Origin of the sequence: Paenibacillus azoreducens (genome assembly GCF_021654775.1) — a bacterium.
Classification (GTDB): domain Bacteria; phylum Bacillota; class Bacilli; order Paenibacillales; family Paenibacillaceae; genus Paenibacillus_AQ; species Paenibacillus_AQ azoreducens.
The window spans coordinates 3,631,919-3,657,078 of sequence record NZ_AP025343.1; the positions used below are offsets into that span (position 1 = coordinate 3,631,919).

Consider the following 25,160-nt stretch of genomic DNA (forward strand, 5'->3'; position numbering starts at 1 on the left):
GGAATATGACATGTAAACTGTTTATAAAAATGGATAGACTAAACCTATATTTTGTAGTTTGAAGTTATTCATTTCAAATAAAAATATAGATTAGTTAATCATTGTCCATCCATCAGTCCTCTCATAATTGTATTTTTATTTTAACAATTTTTTTTATGGAATACAATATCAGCATCATGTTCCCTCGAAAAAGCCTGATCCCATAAGGAATCATGGCATTTTTTTGTCTATTACCGTATTTCGTTTAAGATGCTTGATAGGTAATGACTCGACGTTCGCTGCCCCGCTCCAGGACCACCCCCTGGTACCGGAATTCCGGGCATGGAAGGTACCCCACCTGGCGGAAAAGGCAAAAATGGACCGAATGCTCTATAACTATTCATGAACCTCACCTTCTCTTATTATGATCGACATATATCGTTATGCTACAGTATGCATAGGCGTTAGCACATGTTCTTGACCAATAAATAAATGAACGTCAAATTTATTCTTGTATTTAGATGCCCCCCCTTGTCCCCCCCATTCGCTTTCTCGAAAATTGCAACTTTGTCCGCCTCTGAACGTATATCCATTATCTTCTATTTATTACTCCAACCGAGGTGAAATACATGACGTTTGTAGAAATTGTGCCTTATCATCCCGATTATGCAGAAAGTGTAGCCGATATGTGGAACCGTAGCAACGACGAATGGGGTGGAGGGTCTTCCGTCCGTTCAGCCGAACAAGTCCGCCAGAGCGAGGAAAACTCGGATGCAATCGCGGTGTTTCTTGCCACCTGCAATCATGAGGTCGTCGGATACTGCAGCCTGGGGGAATATCGCGAAGATACCGGTGCGCTGTATATTCAACTGTTGAACGTTCGGCCGGATTTTCACGGCCACAAAATTGGCAAACGGCTCGTGCTGCGTGCGGTTGAAGAAACGATCCGCCTGGGCTGGCCGCGCGTCGACCTCTATACTTGGGAAGCTAATCTGAAGGCCGTGCCCCTGTACAAGAGATGCGGATTCTTTTGGGAAGACCGCGAAGACGCGGTGCATTTTATGAATTTTATCCCCCAGGTAGCCGCATGCGAAGCGCTTAACCCCTATTTTCGGGAATTCGACTGGTATGCCGACCTAATGCGGACGATCGAAATCAAACCGGACGGTCATAAGGAAAACGGCTTCGAGACGTACACTTACGCCTGGGCTAACAACGACGGCAAATCGCTGCGCGTCGATATCGAACGCAGAAGCCGCGGCATCTGTCTCATTGAGACGGAAGATTATTTGCTGTCTGCAACGGCAGAGCAATCTGAACCGGTATTTGGTAACCATTACAGAATCGAATACCGTATTGTCAACAAATCGGGCGCGCCCCTCAAAATCGAACTCCAGGGCGAATCGGACTGCAACATTAATTTCGATTGGCAGGACGAACTGCAAGTGGAAGACGAGCGGCAAATCTCGGCAAGCTTTTTCGTGGGTGCGATCGAGGAACCGCAAAGCGAATGGCGCACTTGTCCAGCTGTACAGACCCGGGTTCGTATTAATGGTTCCGAAGCGATGCTGAAAGTCGGTATTGTGCCGAAGTTTCCGGCAAGCGTCAAAATGAGCGTTCCCGTAGTCAGGCATGCGACCGGCGGTAACTATACGTTATATATAGATATGCAAAATCATTTTGCGCAGCCGGCCACGTTTTCCTTCACCTTGCCTGGTACCGCCTGGCTTGCTCTGAAACAGCAAACCTTCGAAACAAGGCTGCAACCGAAAGAGCGGGTCTCGCTGGCTGTTCCTTACCGCTTGCTGGATTACGGCTTCTACCATGCTCGGCCGCAAATTCGGGCCGTTCCGGACAATGGGCCCGAGGTGCTGTTTACTTCTACCGTCGGCGGCGCTTTCGGCGGTCCCGGCGCGATGGTTGCAGGAGAGACGGATAGCGGCTGGATGGCCTGGAACGGCGGGTATACACTCCATTGCGACAAGGATCATAACAGTATGTCGTTTCGGACCGTGAGCCGGAAGGACGAAGAAATTATGCTGTTGCCGCCATCCATCGGCAAACCGTATTCGAGTGAATTTACACGCAAGAAACCGTTGCGGGTCGAAATCTGCGAAGAGCGCGGCGCGATCGGATATCGCCAAACGTACCGGTCGGACGCTTTCCCCCAACTTTTGCTGCATCTCTGCACCCTGCTCTACGCCGACGGAACGGTGAAGCTGTGGCATGAGCTGGAAAACAGCTCCGAGGCCCCTGTCGCCCGCGAGATCTGGATATCCCAACGTATCCGTTCGGACTTGTACCGACTGGTATTACCTTACGATGGCGGCATTGTCGAAATGACCGATTCCCACGGGAACGATCATGAATATTGGGATGGCTCCAAGTTCAGCGAACCGTGGCTCTTTGCCCGCAACGCCCATACCGCATACGGCATCTGTTGGTCCGCCAGCCACCGAATGCGTTTCGGAGAATGGTTTGTGGAGCTGGAAAGTGTCGTCGGCTCGTTGGAACCTGGAGAAACGAAAGCTTCGGAAACGATATTTATGTCCATAGGCGGTTTTGATGATTGGAACGAATTTCGGGCGTTTGCCTTGAAACTGGAAGAGCTGAAAACGCCCACCCCGTCGTTCCGCCATATGGAGTTGACGACCAATGAAGGAAACCCGTTCGTGCTTCCCCATGTGAAGGAAGTAACGGTTGAGCTGCATGATGTCAAACAGAATGTTTGGGAAGGCGAATTGTCCGTATCTTATGCAGGCGAAACCCGTCCGGCAGCCCAAAGGGTGCTATCTGCGGACGAAGAAACCGCAGAAGCCTCCTTTGCTTTGCCGTACCCGTCGTCCTCTTGCAGCGTCATTCAGCTGGATGCACGGCTTGGCCCGCAGCAAGAGACGTACTATAGCGCCCTATTCCCGGTGTCGTCCGTTCCCGTTCGCTGTACCACGAATACGGAAGCGGAGTACCCGGTATATGAATCTGACAACGGGATGATACGGATCTCCGCCGCGCCGGATTATTACCCCTCTCTCCTGACGCTTTCGATGCAAGGTCAGGAATGGCTTGCCTCTGGATTTCCGGAATACGGGGTCAGGTCCTGGTGGAATCCGTGGATCGGCGGTTCAACCGATCAGTTTGATGACATGAGCCCGGCGTCTGTTCGCAAGGAAGAACATTCCGCCAGCTTCGTCCACGTTGCCGACGATAAAGGCAACATCTGGTCAGGCATCCGAATCCGCCAGTCCATTCAACGGCATGACATCTACAAGGGAACGATCGTAGACAGTTACTACCTACTGCTCCCTGGATCGCCGGTACTTGCCTTTATGACCGATATCCATCAAAACACAGGTGCTTATTTGGAGAAATCGGCATTTAACGAGCTGTTCCTTCGCTTTGGCGAATTAGGGTCTTCCGGCGAGAATGGCCATTCAGCAGCGCCTGGCAGGTCTGGCGATTCCGGACCGTTCGCCGAGTCTCGCGAGGCGGGGGGCGGTTGGCTGCGAACTTTCGCGCCTGACGGCAAAATGCTGCTTTACACTATTGGCAAAGACGAACTTAACGTACGCGAAACCAAAGACTACGCTTTCGGATTTGACGGCCGCGCCGGAGTGATGCAGATTGTGACTGATGAAACAGTCAACCGCCCTTCGCTCTATACCAACAAGGACATCTGCTGCCTGTCATTCTCGCGGAATATTCGCTTGCCACATGGAAACAAGTTCCGTTCGGCGCCGGTTTTTTACGTCTTTCCGGAGGCGCTGATTCCGGCCGGGGGACTGGAAGCTTTACGTCGGATCTCGTTTCCTCTTGTAAATGAATCTAATGACATGGAAGGAGCGCAGAACGAATGAAAGTGATCGATGCACATGTACATTTGTCCCATATTGACTCATTTAAAGAAACAGCGGCTGCCCGTTCATTCGTTGATTATTCCGTTGAAGGTCTTCTTAGCGAATACGCCATGCAAGGCGTAGTGCTGGGCATCGGAATGGGACTTACGGAATCCGTCCCGCAAGGCTTCCCTGACCGGAAAGCACCGACCCCAATGGGGCTCGATATGATAACAGCATCCTTTCCGGAGCAAGTCGTTTACTGTCCCGGGGTTAATCCCTTCAAACTGGACATTGCCGGACTGGACGAGCTGGAACAGGCTTTGCAGCGGCCTGAGGCGGTCGGGATCAAAATTTACCTCGGGTATTATCCGTTCTACGCCTATGACAGCGTCTATCAACCGGTATACGAGTTGGCGAAGCAATATAAAGTGCCTGTCGTATTCCATACGGGCGACACATATTCGGAACGCGGCCTGTTAAAATATGCGCACCCGCTGACGATAGACGAAGTGGCCGTCGATCATCGCGAAGTCAACTTTATGATGGCCCATTTGGGCGACCCATGGGTACTCGACGGAGCGGAAGTCGTATATAAAAATCGCAACGTATTCGCCGATCTGTCCGGTCTGATCGTCGGCGATGCCGCCGATTGCGCACGGCAGAAAGATTCGCCGCTCGTCTTCGCCCATTTGCGCCAAGCGCTGGCTTACAGTGGCCAGTACGAAAAAATGCTGTTCGGCACCGACTGGCCGCTTGCCCCGGTAGGACCTTATTTGCAATTCGTGCAGGAACTGATTCCCGAATCCTATCACGAAGATGTTTTTTATCGTACTGCCTTGCGGGTGTTTCCCAAAATCATTCCATTGGTCGGGTAGTGGTCGATCTGAACCGAAACATGCCGATCGATCAACCGGTCGAACAACACTTGCGGGAAACCGGACAAATCCAATAATCGTACAATCTGCCCGCCCTTGTTAAGGGCGGGTTGTTTATTGGATATCGCCAAACCAGATGTTTTCCTCGCCTGTTTGAGGACAACCACATTTCCAGTGTATTCATTAATTAAAGTAAGGCCAGCAACACTACTTATGTGGGTTAGAATACAATTTAATTACGGGGAATGCATAATGCGGGAACAGAAAAACAATCATAACTGTGATTGGATACCATTTTGAGAAGGAGATTTTTCACTATGCATTCAGATTTCGAAAACTCATTTACTCGAATTCACCTGTTGTATCATGCGAATGTAAATGCAATTACACCTGAGGAAATCCAACCCGAAATTAACAGCCACGGTTATCATTTTAGTGCGCAGCAAATTAAAGAAGGGCTGGATCATCTGACGAACGAAGGTTATCTTACTAACAAAGGATCCCAATACGATATTACATTGAGCGGAAAAGATGAACTTCGAAGTGTTCAGCAGCATTTGGAGACATTATATCAAGAAGTCATAAAGAATAAATAATAAACAGTTAAACAAACACAGCTTATATTCTTAAGGCTTTGTGTTAAAATGCTTCGTCAAACAAATGTTCCATTTGATCAACCTCTTTAGAAACTGCGAAGAAGACATAAGCTCCCTTCGTCTTTAACACATGATTCTCGACTAGAAAATATTCGTTTGGGCGATAGTCTTTGAATTTTATTTTTTGCGCATCGATTCGCTGCTCTATTTTCTCTTTGACGTTCTCGGTTTGACTAGAATCCTTTAGCTTGATGATCGCCAACTCGTCCGCTCTCACATTCGAAGTTGAAGTATAAAGAAAAAAATCATCCACGCTGTCCGCATCCATTTTATACAATTTCTGCAGCTTATTCCGATCTCCCTCTTTCATTTCCTTCAAGCTCACCGCCTGTTCGATTCTTTTTCCAATTTGGGCGGCTGACAGTTTTTCAACTGTCTTGTCATCCTTACCCGAACATCCAGTCAAAACGCCGATCGCGGCGATAAATGCAAGAACTATAGGTAAAAAGCTTCTTTTCCGTTTCCATTGATTTCTCATATAAGTCACTCCGATAGATATTTTATGGATGGGTCTTCAAAAAACGTATTCGCATTATAAAGCAAAAGCATGTCATGGATATCGTGTTCGTCCACGAATGAAGCCAAGTCTCCCTCATAGTACCGAAGGTCTACCACATCAATTTCGCTGAAGTGCTTTAATAGGAAAGGAATGAAGCTGTTGGCGTACGAGTCTTTGACCACAAGCAGCTTTTTCCCGTTCGGCTGAGCCGTTCTGATTTGAATAAGCCCATGGTTCCCGTTAAGAAACACCGCATATTTATCCTTCAGTTGAAGCTTTTCCATCGCATACAACGAATCTGTGGTTTGCCCTTCATCGATATACGTTACCGCATATTTCTCCGGATCCTTCGGCAGATACAGTTCAATGCTGTCTGGCTGCAAATGTCTAAACCCGCTTTTGGAATATAGTGATCCGTAAAATTCACCGGTTGCTTGCCGGATATTAAAATCTTGCCTTTTCTGAGGCGTCAGCCCCATTTGCTTGCAAAGCTCCAGGTAAGCGACATAAGCGCCTCGGGTCGTCCAATGATGATCGGTTTTATAATAAATGGGTTGCTCCCGTTCGGCATATAAAGCGGGAAACACATCGACAAAACGAATATTGGAATGCAGCAAGCGCCGCACTTTTTCCAGATATATTTCTTCATCGCCGACTATGGCGTATTTCGGGAGCTTATCTATATACAAAGCCGCTGCCGTTGGCACCAGCATCACATATTTATTCAAGCCGGGCGTTGCTTGGTCAAACGCATGAATGGCATCAACCTTCTCCTGTACATCCCTTTCTGTCGGGGGGACGAAATTTTGAATCAGATACCCGTCTTTGCCGATGTAAATTCCGTTACTCTCCTTTTTCCCCATCATGCGGTCCGTGTCGGTTTTCGCCCCGATCCATACGTCTCTAAAAACAAATTGGTCGGACACATATTTCTCGAAATCGGAAGTGAATGTTCCTGACACCAATTTTTTCAGCGAGAAATGCGGCAGCTGCTCCAGCATCCGGTTCTCCGATTCCGAAAAGGTACGATCCGGCGCCACAAGATTGAGAACGGCGATCGCTCCTATAAATAGCAGCAGCAATAGGGCCAGCAAATTCCGGGTGATTTTGATATATTTATCCATAGCCGCCCCCCTTAAAATCGAAAGTATAAAAACGGATTATAGGTTGCATTGACCAAATAAGCCGTCGATAGAACCATGAATATAAAATATATAACCGGAACGGTAATCATGCCGGCAATTCTCCATTTTTCTTGCATGAAGGTTAAAATCTTTCCTGGAAGCGGAGTCGCGCAGAATGCCAATAAGGCAAGTAATACAACATTCGTAGACAAATCGTAGAGCGCCTGCCGGTCCGCAAAACCATGCCCACCGAAACCGAACATCACACCGATGAAACGCCAAGCAGAAGCCAGATGGTCCATTTCGAACAAAACCCAGCCAAGGATTACGATCAGGAGCGTGTAGAAATGGCGGAGAAATGCCGGACAGCGCCCTAGCCATCGCAATAGAAACAGCTTCTCGATCATAACGAAGCATCCAAAATACAAACCCCATACGATAAAATTCCAGCTGGCGCCATGCCATAAGCCTGTTAAAAACCATACGATCAATAAATTCCGGAGCTGCTTCATCAGCCCTGCCCTGTTACCGCCTAGCGGTATATAAACGTACTCCCGAAACCAGGTACCAAGCGAAATATGCCATCTGCGCCAAAATTCCGTCACGCTTTTGGAGATATAAGGGTAACGGAAATTTTCCATAAAATCGAAGCCGAACATTTTGCCAAGTCCGCGGGCCATATCGGAATACCCGCTGAAATCGAAATAGATTTGCAGCGTAAATGCGATAATGCCAAGCCAGGCGGATAGTACGGTCAATTCCTCCATCGGAGTCGCTTTGACGCTTGTCCACAAAAGTCCGATGTTGTTGGCCAAAAGCACTTTTTTGGCAAGTCCTCTGATGAACAGCTCCGACCCTTCGCCAAAACGGTCCAGGGTCACCTTACGGGAAACGAGCTGCCCTGCGATGTCACTGTATTTGACGATAGGACCGGCAACAAGCTGCGGGAACATCGTCACGTATGCCCCAAAAGAGATGAAATTCTTCTGTACCGCTACTTTGCCCAGGTAGACGTCAATGACATAAGACATCGTTTGAAACGTATAAAAGGATATCCCCACAGGCAGCGGCAAATCGGCCGCCTGAAGATGCAAACCAAACAACTGATTGATATTGTTCACCACAAAACCGGCATATTTGAAGAACCCGAGAATGCCTAAACTGCCGACCATCGAACCGATAAAAACCGCTCTGGCGATCCGCTTCCGATGTCTGTACTTGTCGATCAGCAGTCCGTTGAAATAGTCAAACACCGTCGAAAATATCATGATCAAAATGTACAGCGGCTCGCCCCATGCGTAAAAAATCAGGCTTGCGACAAGGAGGATGGCATTTCGCAGCTTCCTGGGCGATACAAAATAAACCAGAAGGGTGACCGGCAGAAAAAGAAACAAAAAGATAAGACTGCTAAAGACCAACCCTTGTCACCTCCAAAACAGGCAGATCCGTCGGCATGTTATTTCACTTGCTCCTTCAGCAATTCCAGCATCCGGGCATAAAAATCCGGTTTAAAATGAATGCCGTCCGAATCGTAAAAATCGGAGCCTTTTGAAAAGATCGGCGACAAATCGATAAAACCGACACCTTCCTGGTTCGCCAGCTCTTTGACGGCTTGATTGTAATCGCCGATGTTTTGATAGCGGGGTTCCTGTTTGATGGCATCCTCCGTTACCGGCGTCACCGACAACAGCGTAATTTTGGCTTGCGGAATTTTTTCCTTGATCATGCCGATGAGCTTCGAATAATTTTTTATGGAGTACGCCTTCGGATCATCCGTCGGCCATAAAATATCGTCCGAGCCTAATTGAATAAAGACGTGTTTCGGATTTCGCTTGGTTAACTCATTGATATCCTCAAGCGCGAACTCCGCCGTTTTTCCTGCGCCTGCGAGCACGTTCTCCACATTCAGGACATCATGGAAGGACAACCCCTCCGTGATCGAATCCCCTAGAAAAACGCTGTTTTGGAAGGTCGATTTATACGAATTTTCGATCGCTCCCGTTGACGCCTCCTGGCTCTGTGCTTGAGACGCCGGCTTCTGCGGCTGCTCTGCCGCCGATTGGTTTCCACATGCCCCTAACGCCAGGGCAATGCTTCCCGCTAGTAAAGTTGAATAGATTTTTTTGTTCATTGTTCATCTTCCTTTTTTAGTTGAGTTTCAAATATTCTTTGATTCCGTCCAGAATGGAGCTTGCGATCCGGGTCTGAATCCCGTCACGAACGTTACGATCAGTATGTTTTTTTTCATTCTCTCTCTCCTCCTTCCGAAAAAAAGTTTAATTGCGCGAGATCAAGATCAAGTGCAGATCATATCAAATCAATTTATAGATTCGTGCAGCAATGATAGAAAAAAAGAGCCGTCCAACCGAGATCCGCATGGGCCTCGTGACAGCTCTCTCCTCCAAAAATTTGATCCTGTGCCGCGCTGCGACTATAAACGATGATCCTTTTGAAAATTCAGATGAAAATGCCCTGAGTCGTTGTAAACGCCGAAACGGTAGCCTTTTTTCTGAAAGAACTCGATGATCTCCGGAAGAACCTGCAGCGTTTGCGGTTTTTCATGCATCAATACTACTTCCAGATCGACTTTTGTCGCTTTTTTGATGTTTTCGACGATTTGTTCCGGATGATCTTTTAACTTCCAGTCATTCGAATCGATCGTCCAATCCCAGATTTTGATTCCTTCTTTTGCGATTTGATCGCGGATCTGTTTATTATTTAGCCCAGGGGCCGAGCCATAAGGCGGCCGTACCAAATGGGGATTTTCGCCTGTGATGTCATGGATGAGCGCCAAGTTTTCTTTCATTTCGGACACGAATTCTCCCTCTTCGTACAGCTTTTTATATTGATGACTCATGCTATGTCCCCCGACATAATGGCCTTCTTGTACCGCACGTTTTACGAACCTTTGTAAATTTTCGCGTTTCAACTGGCTTCCTTGCATAAAAAAGGTCGCTTTGACCCCATGCTGCTCCAAAACGTCCAAAAATTTCCCCGTCCATTCGGTTGGACCGTCGTCAAACGTTAAATACACGATCTTTCCTGTTGGTCTGGCATCTTCTTCTACCGGAGTGAACTTGTCCGGTGTTACTGCGGACTGTCTTACCGCGGACTTCCAGCCGGCGATGATTATTCCTTGCTGCTCCGCAATCGCCGCTCGATCAAACAGCACCCATCTCAAAGTACAAAAACCAAGCAGACAAACGGCAGCCAGCAGCATGAAACGCAATATGCGTCTTTTCGCCCTGGAATTCCTTTCGCTTCGGCCCCGATTCAAGTTCGTTCCTGCTGTCATGTTCAATCCATCCCCTCTCTTTCTCTATAAGAAAGATTAATAGGGAAAGATGAAGAAGAAGTGCAGATGAAATCAACGCCATTTAAAAAAAGAAAAAGCACAGAACCGAGGTCTGCGCTTTATTCCGTATCTCTACGCCTTTTTATTCAATTGAAAATAAAACAAAACTCCATCGGAGGTATTGGTAACGCCGTAAGCTACCCCGTGCATCTCCAGAATCTTTTTGCAAATGGCGAGACCGAGTCCGGTACCTCCGGACGACCGCTTTCGGGAAGGTTCGCCGCGATAAAACCGGTCCCAGATCTTCTCCAGTTGTTCATCCGGAATGTGAGTTCCTTTATTTTCGATGCAAATCTTAGCTGTGTCCTGATCTTCTAAGATGCTGACGAGAATGGCCCCCTGCTCCGGCGTATAGCGAATGGCGTTGCTGAGAAAATTGACGACGACTTGTTCAATTCGTCGTTCATTCGCCACCACTTCGATCGGTTTCAGTGACGCATCAAGGTGTAATTGCTTTGCCTCGATATCCGCAGCCAATTTTGCGCATACCCGTTCGATAACGGCGTCGATATAAAAAGAATCCATATCCATCGTATACGTTCCGGATTCATATTTTGCCAATTCCAGCATATCCGCGATCAGCAGATCCATTCTTTTGATTTCGTCCTCCATCGCCTTAAAATAATAATCCCGTTTATGGCTTGCCACCCCGTCCTTCATAATGGCCAGGCAGCTCTGTATGACGCTTAGCGGAGTCTTCAGCTCATGGGATACGCCGGATATAAATTCTTTTCGCGTATGCTCCAGCTGTTTTTCTTTCTCGATGTCCTGCTCAAGCCGAAGAATATGGGAGTGCAGGCGCTCGGAGAGCTCGTTAATATTGCGCGACAAGTCTCCGATTTCATCCTTCGTTGTGATCGAGATTTTCTCCGAAAAATCGAGGTCCGCCATTTGCCGAGTGGTACGATTGATGCGCAGCAGTGGCCGAGCGATCTGGCGGGAGTAATAAAACGATGCCAGCACTGCGAGAAGAAGAGTGGCAATAATGATGTACACATAGTAATCTTTGATCATTCCTGCAGCTTCACTGACAGGTTGGAGTGACGTCATCGCGAATAAGTATGCCGGATTACCGTCGCGATCTTGAATGCGGTCCACGAAAATTTTATAGTCCACATGGTTTTCTTCATAATCTATGGCCTGATTGGCGTTATTGCTATCCTTCAAATCGCCGTACAAGAGATCCGCTTGGAAAGCTTTAACACGTTCCAGCAACAAGTGATTCGTATAACGCGAAACTTCTGCGCCTTTCGGTATACGGACTTTCGTAATGGTTCCTTTAACCAGAAATGTGGGATATTTTTCATGATATTGGTTCCCGCTCGCATATCGATTGACGACCTCGTACTCTTTCTTCACCATCTGCCGATTTTCCAGATGGGATTCGTCCCTTAGATTGGATTCTCTCTTCCCCATCCGCTGGATCATCGGCTGGTTGTTCATGATCAAGCCTTCCATGGCGATCTCTTCCCCTTCTTGAATCCAAGGGGTGAGGAACTGATTATCGCTGCTGAAGTCCTCTACGTTGATAAAACTGTATAGGGGGATGGTTATTGTTTTATTGGAAAACATAGCTTCATCGGAATGCTCCAGCTTGATCTCCATGAAGAAATCGTCGGTATACTTTAAATTACCTTGGGTGTCCAGAGTCGTGATCCAGGTGTTATGCTTTTGATAAAAGTCTTGCTCCAGCTCTGCCGTCGCCTGCGTATCCACAGCAGCTTTCAGGTATTCTTGTTTATAAGCCTGAAGCGCCGCGTTCACGTCCTTCACTTTCTGATGAACATAAAACTGTTTGAAAAATACGGTTTGCAAGGCAAAAATAACGGCAAGAATGAACAGGCATAATCCCGTCGTTAATAGAAACAACTTAAGAACAATGCCTTTTTTCATGATTGCTCCTCAAATTTATAACCTGATCGAACGATCGTGACAATATGCTTGGCATGCTCCCCCAGCTTGGAACGCAAATTGCGGATATGGCTGTTGACCGTTCGATCGTCGCCGACGAAATCATACCCCCAGATTTTTGTAATCAGCTGTTCTCTGGTTATAATAATTCCTTTGTTTTTCATCAGATAAGCCAAAATTTCAAATTCCGTATGCGTCAAACTGCAGTTTTCCCCATCGACCGAAACGGTTCGGGACGGAAAATGGATGGAAATACCGCTGCCGGACAAAATATCGTCTTCTTGTTCCCGGGTCTGTCTGCTCTCTAAAAGCCGCTTCGCCCGTGCCAGCAAGATCGGAGGACTGTACGGTTTGGTTACATAGTCGTCAGCGCCTAGTTCAAACCCTAGCAATGTGTCGTCTTCGTCTGAACGTGCAGTTAACATTATAATTGGAACATTCGAACTTTTTCGGATCCGTTTGCATACAGACCATCCGTCTAGTTCAGGGAGCATGATATCCAGAATGATCAGATCTACTTCATGATCTTGAAATAACGCCAGAGCAACTTTTCCGTCGTCCGCTTCAAGCACTTCATATCCTTCATTCAGCAAATAATCTTTCATGATTTCCCGTAAAATATGCTCATCTTCTACAATCAATATAGTTTTTGACATAGGACAACCTCTCAACAGTTTTCTAGTAATGCATGAATTTAAACTATTCGAAACACCGGCATGCGTTTAAATTGGATCGTAACATGTTTTCAAAAACTAGACAAATGCCTTCGGGTAGTCATTCTTTCTGTTTTAAAGAACAAGAAACCAAAATCGATAAAAGCATGTCCGGGTGCTTTGCGGGGACCCCGCAAACTTATCATTTAATGATGCTTAAAAACAGCAGTCCCCCGTTCGCATGGGACGGGGGACTGCTTTATGGGTTATTTGCTTGATGAGCGGAAAATCGGCGATGCGCTGCTTGGCGCGGCCGTAAGGCATTGAGCTCCAGCGATTCCAGCGGCAAGCTTTCCGCCGAGCGGATTCAGCGGCGGGGCGTCCGCACTGTTGCCGGCCATCCAACGTCGTATTGACGGCGGCTGGAAGCGAATCACGTGCGCCCGTTCCTGCCAGCCGTAAATGCAAGCTTATGACGTAATCTTCTTCCACCCCTTAATCTTCAATGGCCGCTTTGCGGGTATTGATGCGCCGAATCAGTTCCGGATCGAACTTCTGTCGTCGGTCGTAGGTATACAGCCCGTTTACTTCCTGCTCCACGTCATACAGCTGGGTATAGCAAAATCCGAACATCATCGGGTGATCGAGCAAGGCGCTCGTCAACCCTTCGTATCGCTGCAGGAACGCATCGATGGATGCCGGCCGGTCGCCGTAGCCCCAGGCTTTGTCGTCCTTCTGGTCGGGGTTCCACCAAATGCCGCCGTATTCGCTGATGAAATAAGGCTGCCCGCCGTACGTCTGCCGATCCGGAAACGTGTTATACACCTCCCCGCCGGTTTTCATCGGTTCGTATCTGGCCCGGAACGTCTCCGGATTCTGATCGTAATCATGCAGGTCGAAAATATCCGTCACGACGTGGAAGTTGCCGCTGGTATCGATCACCGGACGCGTCGGATCCAGCCGTTTCGTCGTCTCGTACACGATGCGCAGCACCTCGTTGTCCTGTTTGGCTCCGTCCCGGTCCCAAGTCTCGTTGAACGGGCACCAGCCGATGATCGCCGGATGATTGTAATCCCGCTCCACGCCTTCCATCCATTCGGGCAAAAACCGCGACAAGCTTGCAGTGGTGGTAATGTCGAGCCCCCAGTTGGCATGCTCGCCCCAGACGAGATATCCAAGCCGATCGGCCCAATACAAAAAGCGCGGCTCGAACATTTTCTCATGCAATCTGGCGCCGTTGAATCCGAGGTGCATCGAAATTTCAATATCCCTCCGCAGATCCTCGTCCGTGGGCGCGGTATAAATGCCGTCCGGATAAAAGCCTTGATCCAGCACAAGCCGCTGGAACACCGACTTTTCATTGATCCGGAACGCCATGCCGTCCAGCCGCACGGTCCGTAGCCCGAAATACGAATCGACTTCATCGGCCTCCAGGTCCGGCCGTTCGAGCGTCAGCTTCAGGTCATACAGCCGACCGTTGCCCGCTTCCCATAAATGGACTTCCGATAAAGGCACGGTCACTTTGACGCAAGGCCCCTGCACTACGGCCACAGCCTCGCCGACGGCATTGCCGTCATAGAAGGCGGAGGCCTTCAACTGTGCTCCGGCGGCATTGCCGCTGACCTTTACTTCCAGGTGCGCGCAAGCATTGGCCGGGTCGGCCACCACTTTCATGTCCCACAGATACGCGTCGGGCACCTGCTCCAGCCATACGGTCTGCCAAATGCCCGTCGTGCGCGTATAATCGCAGCCATGCGAATGGAAGCGCCCGCTCTGCTTGCCGCGCGGCTGGCGACCCGAGCGTGCGTCGTCCTCCGCGTAGACGGCCACCGCGTTGACACCTTCCGTGACATGCGGGGTAATATCGAAACTGAACGAGGAGTACCCGCCGCGATGCGTGCCGACAGAGGTCCCGTTCACCCACACCTCAGTTTCGTAATCGACCGCGCCGAAATGAAGCAGGATCCGGCCGTTTGTCCAGTCCTTTGGCAAAGTGAATTCCCGCTTATACCAAACCGCAGCCATGAAGTCCTTGTATTCCACGCCGGACAGTTTGCTTTCTGGACAAAACGGAACGGTAATCGTTCCTTCTAGAACATGCTCCGGCTGGTGATAGCCGCGTTCCTTTCCGCTTTTGCCGTGATCGATTTCGAATTGCCAGGAGCCGTTCAAATTCAGCCAGCGGTCCCGCACCCATTGCGGACGCGGGTATTCGGGACGAGGGATCGTGAGATTGGATTCCATTTTTAAAACTCCTTTTCGCATGAATTTAATGGATGATTCGGGGATGCCTTCCACAATGCGGTTGATTCCCTCCAGCGGCGCTTTAGGCCGACTGTCGTAGGTAAGCAGGCCGTTTACCCGCAACTTCGCAGCGTAATATACGGCCCGGCGGAACTTTTCTTCATTGTTCCTCCATGTGTCATTCGTTCCATTTAGTTAACTATCGAGTTAATGATTAATCTTTGAGATCTCACGTAGATATTAAAATAACCGTTGTATTTAGTCAATGCTTTTCTTGTTTAGTTAATCAAATAGTTATACAATAGATAAAAACGACCTATTAGATCACATCGGGGGTTTTTATGGAAATCAAGGTAAACCAGGAAAATTTGCTGTTGTTCGTTGCATTAGCTTCGGAGACGCGCATTCGGATGATCGAAATGCTCGGCAAGGAAAATCTCAATATCAGAGAAATGGCGCAAAAGCTGAATCTCTCCTCCGCGATTGTGACCAAGCATGTACAGCAGCTGGAGGAAGCCGGCATTATCCGCACGGAAATGACCACGGGCAAGCGCGGCATGCAGAAGCAGTGCTCCCTTCGTCTGGAGCATGCTTCGTTGGTCTTCAGAACCGACGAAGTCCGCCCGTCCGAGCCCCATCAGGACGGCTATGACGTGAACATCCCCGTCGGACAATATTACAGTTGGCAGGTGAAGCCCACTTGTGGACTGGCCTCCGAAACGAAGCTGATCGGCATGCGCGACGACCCGCGGTATTTCGCCGAGCCTGAGCATGTCAAAGCCCAGCATATCTGGTTCGCCGGCGGTTATGTGGAATACAGCATTCCGAACTACGTATCCGGTAAAAACAGCATCAGCGAGCTGAGCATCTCCTTGGAGATCGGTTCGGAAGCGCCCGGCTACGCCGAGGATTGGCCGTCGGACATCACGTTTCTGCTCAATGACATCCCCGTGTGCGTCTGGACGTCTCCAGGCGATTACGGCAGCGTGCGCGGGAAACTGACCCCTTCGTGGTGGGAGCTCGGAAGCACCCAGCACGGGCTGCTGAAAACGCTGCTGCTGAACTCGTTCGGCACGTATATGGACGGCATGCGGATGTCCGACGTATCGATACAGGATATTCCGATCCTGCCCAGAGAAGAAATACGGTTTCGCATCCTCTCGCCGGAGGATGCGCGAAATGCCGGCGGTGTCAGCCTGTTCGGCAAGCACTTCGGCAACTACGAGCAGGACATTCAAGTCCGAATCCGCTATTAAGCTTCAGACGCAGGCCGAACGGTCATGTTTTTCGGAACATGCCGCTTGGCCTGCGCCTTTTTATGCTCTTTCCGAGCTGAAATCATAAAATTTCAAATGTCTGGAGCGGTTTCCAGTATCAACTCGTTTAATCACAAAAAAAGTGCCGAGAAATTATCTCAGCACTAATTTAAAAGTATTATGCACCCGTTGAGGCCATAAAGATGCAAAGAATCAAATTCGGGTGTTCAAAGTTACAGCTACTCCAACGGATATTCTTTCATATATTTCAGCAATTCATCTACGGTTGTAAAGGCCAGGCCCGTTACCGTGTCGGCGCAGCCGTAGTAAATCGCGATGCGTCCGGTTTCGGAGTCAGTCAGCGCCGCGCACGGGAACGTGACGTTCGGTACGTCGCCTACGCATTCGTACAGCGTTTCCGGGCCAAGGATGTAGTTGCGCGAACGCGCTTTTACCTTCCACGGCTGATCCAGATCCAGCAGTGCGCAGCCGATCCGATACACGAAGCCATTGCAGGTGTTAATGACGCCGTGGTAGATCAGGAGCCAACCCTCGTCGGTTTCGATCGGGATCGGGCCGGGGCCGATTTTTTTGGACTGCCAGGCCGATTCGTCGCCGCCAATCGTGCCCATCACGTAGCGGTGTTTGCCCCAGAAGGTCAGATCCGGGCTTTCACTGTAAAAGATATCGCCAAAAGGAGTATGTCCCGTGTCGCTCGGACGGCTCAGCATCGCGTAACGCTCGCCGATTTTGCGCGGGAACAACACACCATTGCGGTTGTAAGGTAGGAACGCATTCTCCAACTGATGGAATGTTTTGAAATCAAATGTGTAGGCGATGCCAATCGTCGGACCATGGTAGCCGTTGCACCAGGTAATGTAGTAGCGGTCGTCAATTTTACATACGCGCGGATCGTAACGGTATTCCCGTTTCGTCACATATTCGTCGCCTTCGAACGTGATCGGCTCATGGTTGATGTTCCAGTTGATGCCATCGTCGCTGAATCCGGCAAAAATGTCCATGCTGACCGAACGCGAGTCGCAGCGGAACACCCCTGCGAACCCGTCGCCGAACGGCACAACGGCCGAATTGAAGACGCTGTTCGAGTTAGGGATGGCATGTCGTTCGATGATCGGGTTTTGCGAATACCGCCATACCGGCGCATGCGTGCCTTCTGGCTTTTCCTGCCAAGGGATGTTGGGAAGTTTGTCTCCGATAATAGTACTCATAGGTGCACTCTCCTTTAATATTAATTGAGCCGTACTCGGGCTGCTGATGCGGGGTTAGCTTTTTTAGGCTTTTGCCACAATAGCTATTATCACATAATCCTTCGTATTTTGCAGTGATAGAAAACATAAATTTCGATCGATGTACTTTCAAAGAAGACAGACCGCATTTAACGGCTATTATTATTGCGATGATAGAATTCTTCAGCTCTGCTGAAAACTTAATAATTCTAAAATCTTAAAAAAGCTGTCGAGACTCTCTCGACAGCCTGAGAAACGGCCGAGAGTTCAAGCCGTTCCTCCTTTTGATCCAAAACCAGGGTTATAAGAAGTATTATTTATTTTGCGCTTTCCATTCATCGAATTGTTTTTGTGCTTCAGCAATGACCTTGTCAATACCGGCATCCTTGAATTTCTGCTCTGCTTTCTGCAAGTATTCGCCAGGATCAACTGAACCAGTGTACAATGCAGGGATAAACTCTTTGGCAACATTCGTGATTGCTGCTACCTCGGTTTTAACTGGATCTGTATTGAAGTTAAAGCCAAATGTAGGAGCAACTACTGCGGAGCTATTGAATTTCTTAAATGCTTCCCATTTGTCTTTAGGCTCCCCTTCGTGCAGGTAAGTCAGGTACATGTTGCCCAGTGCGAAACCTGGCATAGCATAATTTTCTTGCATCGCAGGCATATCTTCGATGTATGGATCTTCAAGCTTTTTGTAGTGGACGCCTTCCAAACCATATTGAATCATATTGCGCAGCTTAACATCCGTATTCAGCAGGTTCAAGAACATCATCGCCCGCTCCGGATTTTTGGAATACGCCGAGATCGCCATCATAGAGCCTGCAGCAGAGCTGGTGTAAATGACAGGATCTTGCATTGGTCTTGTGACGATATCATAGCCAGCATTTCTGGACCAGCCAAGCTCTGCGTATGGTTGTGTAATTTCACGGTCAACCAGCCATTTTCCAGTTTTGATATTATCAATGCCTTCCAATGTGGCAACATCTTCACGTAAATATCCTGCTGTGTAATATTTCCGCATGGTGGTCAAAGCGGATTTCAACTCAGGCGATTCGAGAATGTTGATGAATTTAAAGTCCTTGGTGTCCAGATACATCGCAATTGGAATTTCATCGCCAAGCGGGTAAGCAACCGGCAGATAAGGCTTGAAGGTTTTTGGTACCGCTAATGGTGTAATGTCCGCAGGCTCGTTGTCCTTAATTGTTTTCAGCAGCGGCTCCAAATCTTCCAGTGTTGTTACCTTGGAAATATCGAGTTTATACTTGTCCAAATATTTTTTGTTAAAACGCCATACAAACTGTTGCGCCAACTCTTTGTTCGCAGGAACGCCATAATTCACGCCATTTACTTTTGTTCCTTCTAAGAAACGCGGGTCCAGCTCCTCTTTGATGCCTTTTCCATATTTATCAAGCAAATCATTTAACGGTTTAAATGCACCCTTACTCACATTTGGCAGATAATCAAAAGCCCAGGAGCTGGTGAAGGCAATATCATAATTCTCACCGGAGCTGGTGATTACTTGCATTCTTTGGCTATAGTCACCCCAGTCAATCATGTTGATCTCAATAGTTGCGTTGATTTTTTCGGTTAAGTATTTATTGATCTCCTCTTGAACTTTTGGAAGATCCTTTTGATTAGGTCCAATCAAGTACATTTTTAGTTTAACCGGGTCCAGCTTGGAAGCGTCAATGGTACCATCACTTTGAACAGCAGCTTCTTCATTTGAAGCATTGCTGGATTTCCCGCCTTCATTGCTGCCGCAAGCCGATAAAACGACTGATAGCAAAAGCACTAGGGCAAGGGATATTAACGAAGCTTTTTTCTTGAACATGCAGTTTTCCCCCTATGTCGCTTAGTAGTAAATTATTTATTGATACCGCTTACACACCCGATGCATCGAAGCCGGATTTCTCCGGCGATGTGTACTTGCGGTTTCAACCTTGAATATCAACCTTTGACAGAACCTACGGTAAGACCTTGCACAAAATAACGCTGGAAGAACGGATACGCCATAACAATTGGCAGCGTAGCCAGTACAACCATTGCCATTCTGACCGTTTCGGTCGGCAGCCCGGCAGCGGCATCAAATGCCCCCAGATTCTGCGCGTTTTTAGTCAGGAAGTCCATGTTCTTTTCAATCTGCATAAGCAAAAATTGAAGAGGTGGAGTTGACTGAGGATTATTGTAATAAAGCAAGGCGTTAAACCAGTCGTTCCAATAACCCAATGAGCTGAACAAACCAATGGTTGCAATCCCTGGCAATGAAATCGGCAGGACGATCCGAGCAAAAATCAGAAACTCGCCGGCACCATCGATTTTGGCTGATTCGATAATTTCATCCGGTACCGTAGTCTGGAAGAAGGTTCTCATCACTATAATAGAAAAGGCGCTTAGGGATAAAGGGAATATCAACGCCCAAATTGTATTTTGCAAATGCAAAAACTGAGTCATGACGATATATCCAGGTACCATCCCGCCCGAGAACAACATCGTAAAGAAAGCGAGAAAGCTGAAAAAACCTCGGAATTCAAAATTCCGTCTGGAAAGCGCATAAGCGTAAGTCGTTACCAAAGCCAAGCTAATCAATGTACCCAGCACGGTAACCAATAATGTTAAAGCAAATGAGTTCAACAATTCGTTGCTAGATTGAAATACGTATTTGTAAGCCGCAAGGCTGAACTGGCTTGGCAGCAGCCTGAAACCCTCCAGGGCCAGAGTTTGCTCATCGGTTAAAGAAATAATAATAACGAACAAAAAAGGAAAGATGCAAGAAAATGAGAACAAGCCGATCACGATATTAAAGATCGTATTCCATAAAGGAGAGATGGCGTTATGGTCTCTTTTTTTTGACCGTCTTCCCGGCTGAAGAACGCTTTGCGTTGTGGTCTGCGTCATGAGATTCGCCTCCTTTGGATTAAAAGATCGCGTGATCTTTTTCAATTTTACGAACGATATAGTTCGCGATCAGAATCAGAACCAAACCTACAAGGGATTGATAAAGACCCGCTGCGGTGCTCATACCGATGTCACCCATGTTGATCAGTCCACGATAAACGAACGTGTCTATAACGTTAGTTACAGGGTATAATGCGCCTGAATCCTTCGGAAGCTGATAAAACAAACCAAAATCAGAACGGAAGATACCGCCGATGGCTAATATCGTCAGAATGATCATGAGCGGCTTTAGCAGTGGAATGGTGATGTACCGTGCTTGCTTCCACTTCGTAGCCCCGTCAATGACCGCAGCTTCATAATAGGACTTGTCGATGCCTGTAATTGCCGCCAGGTAAATGACGCTGTTGTATCCGACGCCTTTCCAAATCCCAACAAAAATAATGATAAACGGCCAATATTTCACTTCTGAATACCAACTGATCGGTTCTCCTCCAAAGAAGGTAATAATGTGATTGAGAGTACCTTTATCTACACTCAAAAAGGTAAATGCGAAGTAACTGATAATAACCCAGGATAAAAAATGCGGCAAAAACATGCCTGTCTGATACACCTTTGCCATTCGCTTGTTCACAAGCTCATTTAGCATTATGGCAAAGCCAACCGCTATAATCAGACCTAAAATAATAAAAGCCAGGTTATACAAAATCGTATTTCTCGTAATGATATAAGCATCGTTGGTTGTGAACAAGTATTCAAAATTTTTCAAACCAACCCACTTACTGCTGAACACACTTGCAAAGAAACCATCTGGATGAATTCGAAAATCCTTGAAAGCGAGAACCGTGCCGAACATCGGCATATAGGCGAAAATCAAAAACCAGATTGTTCCTGGCAGTATCATCAGCAGCATAAATCGGTTGCGAATAACCTTTTTGATGAATGCTGACATAAGCATCCCTCCCCATACTGTTAAATCAAGTGATGTCATTGCTCTTAACTGCAATCAGAAATCCCCCATGATCCTGATTTCAACACGGCTCCTTAAGGGAGCCGCCCGCTTTTCGTATCACTCGCCCTTAACTAATTCAATTGTGCCAAGAAAGCGTTACCGCTCTCAAGTTGAAAAATACTAGAATGAGATGGATAAATCAAAGATACCCTCCCTCGGCAGCAAAAAAACTAGCCCTGGGCCGAATCGCCCAGAGCCAACTTTGGCATGACTTTCTCTCGCACGTCGATTACTTCGGATTAGAGTACATCGATCTCATCTCCGTGGGAGACACGCCTGTATATTTTTTGAACTGTCTGTAAAAGTAGGAGCTGTCCGTATACCCGACGCTTAAAGCAATATCCGTGGTTTTCTGATCGGTATGCAGCAGGAGTTGCGTCGCTTTCTCAATGCGATATTGGTTCAAATAATCGGAGAAGTTCGCCCCTACCTCCTGCTGAAAGAGCTGCCCTAGATAATTCGGGTGCATTTGCAGCCGCTGACTTAACGTTTTCAAGGAAAGCTCTTCAGGGTAGCTATGCCGCACCTGTTCAACCAGAAACGAAACATGCGCGCTGTATCCCTGTTCCGCTTCCTGCCGGCGCTTCAACCCCCGCTCAGCAATACGCCATACATGCTGCTTCAGTCCCTGCAATGTGTTAATGTGGGGTATGGGGCCAAACACCTCGGCATAGTCCGGGTTCTTCTCCATATCCTTCACATCGACCATTAGCTGAACAGCAGTATTAATATGAGGCCCGCGCTGTATGATCTGTTTGCCCTCGCTGACATGAAGTGCAGAGGCAATATAAGCCTGAACTGCTGAAATTTCTCCTTCAATAAGGAGTCTGGAAAAGGTATCCGAGCGGACGTCAGACGAATTGCCTTGAACAGGCTCATTTGACGAAGATGAGCTGTAAAGAAGCATATCTTCTCCAGCGATAAGATAGGCTGCAAAATGATCCTTGGCCCTTTTATAGCCTTTTTGAATATCTTTAAAATCATTGATTTCGGAACTGCCTTCCACGCACCATAAACGCAACCCGGTCAGATCGTGAAGCTTGCGCATCGCATTTTCCATACTTATTTTTTGCGCAGTATCATGTTCCTCACTCATCGTTGCTGTTAACACAACGATGTCGTCGTCGACATCAGGAAAACAGATTACTTCGTCACTGTCCTCTAATTCCTCCGACAATACGCGGCAAAATTCGTCCGCCATGTTGGTCAAGTGATATAAGTAAGACATCGGCCGATCATCTGAGATAAGCCGTAATACATATACCTGATAAGAGGCACAGTTAAGCGGAATTCCAAGCAGCTCGGCACGTTGCTTTAGTTCAGGGCTCTCAATGTCGCCGTTTACCCATCGCTGCAAAATATTGCTTCGAAGAATCTTCCAGTCCTCCTCGGAGCGAAACCGTTTTAGCTCCTCGCGTTCCCAGTCTCCCCTAATATGCTTGATGGTGGCCTCCAGTTCCTCAATGTTGATCGGCTTCAAAATATAATTCTGAATGCCGAGTGTAATTCCCACTTTCACATATTCAAATTCATCATACCCGCTCAATACGATGAATTTAGTATGAGGTTGCATTTCCTTTACCTTTCTGATCAGTTCCAGCCCATTCATGTTTGGCATCATAATATCTGTAATCAACAGGTCTACAGGTTCATGGAGCAGTTTTTCCAGTGCCTGCAGACCATCATTGGCCGAACCAGTAATCTGTAGCTCATACTTGCGCCAGTCCATAATGGTTGAAAGTCCTTTAGCAATAAGCGGCTCATCATCCACAATAAATACCTTTCTCAAGCAGATCCCCCTCCTATGAGCATCGGTATCTCCATGCGTACCTCGGTCCCTTGCCCTACTTTACTGTTAATCGTTACACCATAATCACTGCCATAATTCAGGATGATCCGTTCATGTACATTCATCAGTCCAATTGAACGATAACCCTTCTCGGGCGGATCCAGCGTCCTGTTCAGCGTCTGCCTGATGTGTGCGAGTTTGTCTTCCGGAATTCCTGTTCCATTATCCAAAACAGTGATCACGATCCGCTCTCCTGAACGTTGTGCTTGTACAGTAATGCGATTGTCATGCTCCTGCGAGCGGAACCCATGCACAATATAATTCTCCACAATTGGCTGAACCAGCAGCTTGATAATACTGCACTGACGAATATCCGGATCAACCTCAATGTTCGCGCTAAGCTGTCCTTCATACCTCAGACAAAACAATTCCAAATAAACCGAACACATATCAATTTCTTCTTCAATCGTCACAATCGTGCTCTTTTTGGCCATGCTCTTGAACATGACCGATAAGCTATAAATCATTTGCCCTACATCTTTAACGCCTTCAAAATAGGCCTTCATACGAATAGACTCCAGTGTATTATACAAAAAATGCGGGTTAATTTGAGACTGAAGGGCTACAAGCTCCGCGTTTTTTTGTTTGATTTCCGAAGCATACATCCTGTCGATATACTGCTCTAAACGATCACCCATATCGTTAAATCTTTGCGAAATCTGCTGCAGCTCATCTTCTCCCGACATTTGAATCCGCGTGGACAAATCCCCTTCACCAATGCGGTTCATGGACCGAATGATGCGCTGTACTTTTTTGGAGTATTTTCTGATGATTGAAGATGTGATGACAAAGCTGAAGACGACAAATACGAGCGTTACCAGGATAAGTCCTGTTCTCAAGCTTTGCGTGCTTTCCCTAATCGAGGATTGGGATACAATTCCCACGACAGACAAACCGGCATTACCGACATTCAGAATGCTGACTCTGGAAGGCTCGTTCAGTTCTACCCACTCGCCTGCCTTTTCCGTGTCAAGACGGTACGGATAAGTCTGACCAAAATATTCATCTTTAGAATCATAAATGACCAATCCCTTTGCGGTCAGCACCAGAATCCTGCCGGTAATAGCAGCACGGCTCTCCAGCCATGAGGTAAACTGCCGGGCATCAAACTCTACGGTCATCATGCCAACGCGCTGCAGGGTCCACGGATCCTTTATTTCCCTGGAGTATACATAAGCCCTGGAAGCTTTTCCTTCCTGCACTTTTCCAGGTTCTTCAAGCGGCAATGTATCCCAGCTGTGCTGTTCCCTGCCAGCATACCAGCTTTCCTTGCCTTCAGCAGAGTTAGAGCCATTAAACAATTGTTGATTAGTTCGGCTGATTTGCATATGTACATCGTTAGGATAGCTGTAAATAGACACATTTTTGGCGCTTGAATCCTGCTCCAGGTAATTCATTAAGAGCGTCTTAAAGGAGCTCAGCCGCTGCTCCCGCATTCTGCTATACACATCCAGGCGATGCTTTAAATAATCCTCGTAGTCATGATTGAGAAAGTAGAGCAGATCATCGCTTAATGTAGCATCGCCGTAAATCTGCTGGAATACATTCTGGATGTTTTCGTATTGCCTGCTAAGATATATATTCAGAACCTGCGCGCTTTTAAGATTGTCATCCGTTTGCTCGCTAAGTATCCGCTGCGTCTGGTATTGGTACACCAAGGCTGCTGCGATTGCAAACAAAACGATCATGACCCCTGAATACAGCACCACGATTTTATTGAACATCTTCCGCTTCACATGATTTAAATAAAACTGACGTATTCTGGAAAT

Annotated in this window: 19 protein-coding genes; 4 read left to right on the plus strand and 15 right to left on the minus strand. The window is 47.6% G+C overall.

Annotation, left to right across the window (positions count from 1 at the left end):
• Nucleotides 1–608 precede the first annotated feature (608 nt).
• From L6442_RS15970 to L6442_RS15980, 3 genes are all read left to right on the plus strand, one after another.
• Entirely contained in the window at nt 609–3,833 is a 3,225-nt protein-coding gene (locus L6442_RS15970) for a GNAT family N-acetyltransferase (protein ID WP_212980716.1), read from the plus strand.
• Entirely contained in the window at nt 3,830–4,690 is an 861-nt protein-coding gene (locus tag L6442_RS15975) for an amidohydrolase family protein (protein ID WP_212980715.1), read from the plus strand. Before L6442_RS15970 ends, L6442_RS15975 begins: the two co-directional genes overlap by 4 nt.
• A gap of 317 nt (nt 4,691–5,007) precedes the next feature.
• Nucleotides 5,008–5,286, plus strand: a complete 279-nt coding sequence (locus L6442_RS15980; protein WP_212980714.1) for a hypothetical protein — start codon at nt 5,008–5,010, stop codon at nt 5,284–5,286.
• 43 nt (nt 5,287–5,329) lie between these two features.
• On the opposite strand, the gene L6442_RS15985 is transcribed toward L6442_RS15980, so the two are convergent.
• The 9 genes from L6442_RS15985 to L6442_RS16025 all read right to left on the minus strand — a co-directional run bounded on the left by L6442_RS15985 (nt 5,330) and on the right by L6442_RS16025 (nt 15,255).
• A complete protein-coding gene (locus tag L6442_RS15985) occupies nt 5,330–5,824 on the minus strand; it encodes a DUF4358 domain-containing protein (RefSeq protein WP_212980713.1) in 495 nt (164 codons plus the stop codon).
• A gap of 5 nt (nt 5,825–5,829) precedes the next feature.
• Nucleotides 5,830–6,969 (minus strand): DHHW family protein, encoded by a 1,140-nt coding sequence (locus L6442_RS15990; RefSeq protein WP_212980712.1) that lies wholly within the window; start codon nt 6,967–6,969, stop codon nt 5,830–5,832.
• 11 nt (nt 6,970–6,980) lie between these two features.
• Nucleotides 6,981–8,387 carry an MBOAT family O-acyltransferase gene (locus L6442_RS15995; RefSeq protein WP_212980711.1) on the minus strand — a complete coding sequence of 469 codons (1,407 nt, stop codon included), beginning with the start codon at nt 8,385–8,387 and terminating at the stop codon, nt 6,981–6,983.
• A 38-nt stretch (nt 8,388–8,425) separates the two neighbouring features.
• A complete protein-coding gene (locus L6442_RS16000) occupies nt 8,426–9,100 on the minus strand; it encodes a GDSL-type esterase/lipase family protein (protein ID WP_212980710.1) in 675 nt (224 codons plus the stop codon).
• Nucleotides 9,101–9,400: 300 nt separating this feature from the next.
• Nucleotides 9,401–10,264 carry a polysaccharide deacetylase family protein gene (locus L6442_RS16005; protein ID WP_306436704.1) on the minus strand — a complete coding sequence of 288 codons (864 nt, stop codon included), beginning with the start codon at nt 10,262–10,264 and terminating at the stop codon, nt 9,401–9,403.
• Nucleotides 10,265–10,396: 132 nt separating this feature from the next.
• Nucleotides 10,397–12,217 carry a sensor histidine kinase gene (locus tag L6442_RS16010; RefSeq protein ID WP_212980709.1) on the minus strand — a complete coding sequence of 607 codons (1,821 nt, stop codon included), beginning with the start codon at nt 12,215–12,217 and terminating at the stop codon, nt 10,397–10,399.
• Nucleotides 12,214–12,891, minus strand: coding sequence for a response regulator transcription factor (locus tag L6442_RS16015; RefSeq protein ID WP_212980708.1), 678 nt, complete (start codon nt 12,889–12,891; stop codon nt 12,214–12,216). The genes L6442_RS16010 and L6442_RS16015 overlap by 4 nt, the downstream gene beginning before the upstream one ends.
• A 263-nt stretch (nt 12,892–13,154) precedes the next feature.
• Complete coding sequence (locus L6442_RS16020) at nt 13,155–13,325, minus strand: hypothetical protein (protein WP_212980707.1); 171 nt, start codon at nt 13,323–13,325, stop codon at nt 13,155–13,157.
• A 58-nt stretch (nt 13,326–13,383) separates the two neighbouring features.
• Nucleotides 13,384–15,255, minus strand: a complete 1,872-nt coding sequence (locus L6442_RS16025; RefSeq protein ID WP_272880344.1) for a glycoside hydrolase family 2 protein — start codon at nt 15,253–15,255, stop codon at nt 13,384–13,386.
• Nucleotides 15,256–15,473: 218 nt separating this feature from the next.
• On the opposite strand from L6442_RS16025, the gene L6442_RS16030 reads away from it, so the two are divergent.
• Nucleotides 15,474–16,388, plus strand: coding sequence for an ArsR/SmtB family transcription factor (locus tag L6442_RS16030; protein WP_212980706.1), 915 nt, complete (start codon nt 15,474–15,476; stop codon nt 16,386–16,388).
• Between the two features lie 239 nt (nt 16,389–16,627).
• Here the strand turns inward: L6442_RS16030 and L6442_RS16035 are convergent, their stop codons facing one another.
• From L6442_RS16035 to L6442_RS16060, 6 genes are all read right to left on the minus strand, one after another.
• On the minus strand, nt 16,628–17,617 hold the full coding sequence (locus tag L6442_RS16035; RefSeq protein ID WP_194231333.1) for a glycoside hydrolase family 130 protein: 990 nt from the start codon (nt 17,615–17,617) through the stop codon (nt 16,628–16,630).
• Nucleotides 17,618–17,948: 331 nt separating this feature from the next.
• A complete protein-coding gene (locus L6442_RS16040) occupies nt 17,949–19,469 on the minus strand; it encodes an ABC transporter substrate-binding protein (protein WP_212980705.1) in 1,521 nt (506 codons plus the stop codon).
• 116 nt (nt 19,470–19,585) lie between these two features.
• Nucleotides 19,586–20,533, minus strand: coding sequence for a carbohydrate ABC transporter permease (locus L6442_RS16045; RefSeq protein WP_194231335.1), 948 nt, complete (start codon nt 20,531–20,533; stop codon nt 19,586–19,588).
• Between the two features lie 19 nt (nt 20,534–20,552).
• Entirely contained in the window at nt 20,553–21,482 is a 930-nt protein-coding gene (locus L6442_RS16050; protein WP_212980704.1) for an ABC transporter permease, read from the minus strand.
• Between the two features lie 289 nt (nt 21,483–21,771).
• Nucleotides 21,772–23,331 carry a response regulator transcription factor gene (locus L6442_RS16055; protein ID WP_212980703.1) on the minus strand — a complete coding sequence of 520 codons (1,560 nt, stop codon included), beginning with the start codon at nt 23,329–23,331 and terminating at the stop codon, nt 21,772–21,774.
• The gene (locus L6442_RS16060; RefSeq protein WP_212980702.1) at nt 23,328–25,115 is read right to left on the minus strand and encodes a sensor histidine kinase; all 1,788 of its coding nucleotides are present in this window, start codon (nt 25,113–25,115) and stop codon (nt 23,328–23,330) included. The genes L6442_RS16055 and L6442_RS16060 overlap by 4 nt, the downstream gene beginning before the upstream one ends.
• Nucleotides 25,116–25,160 lie beyond the last annotated feature (45 nt).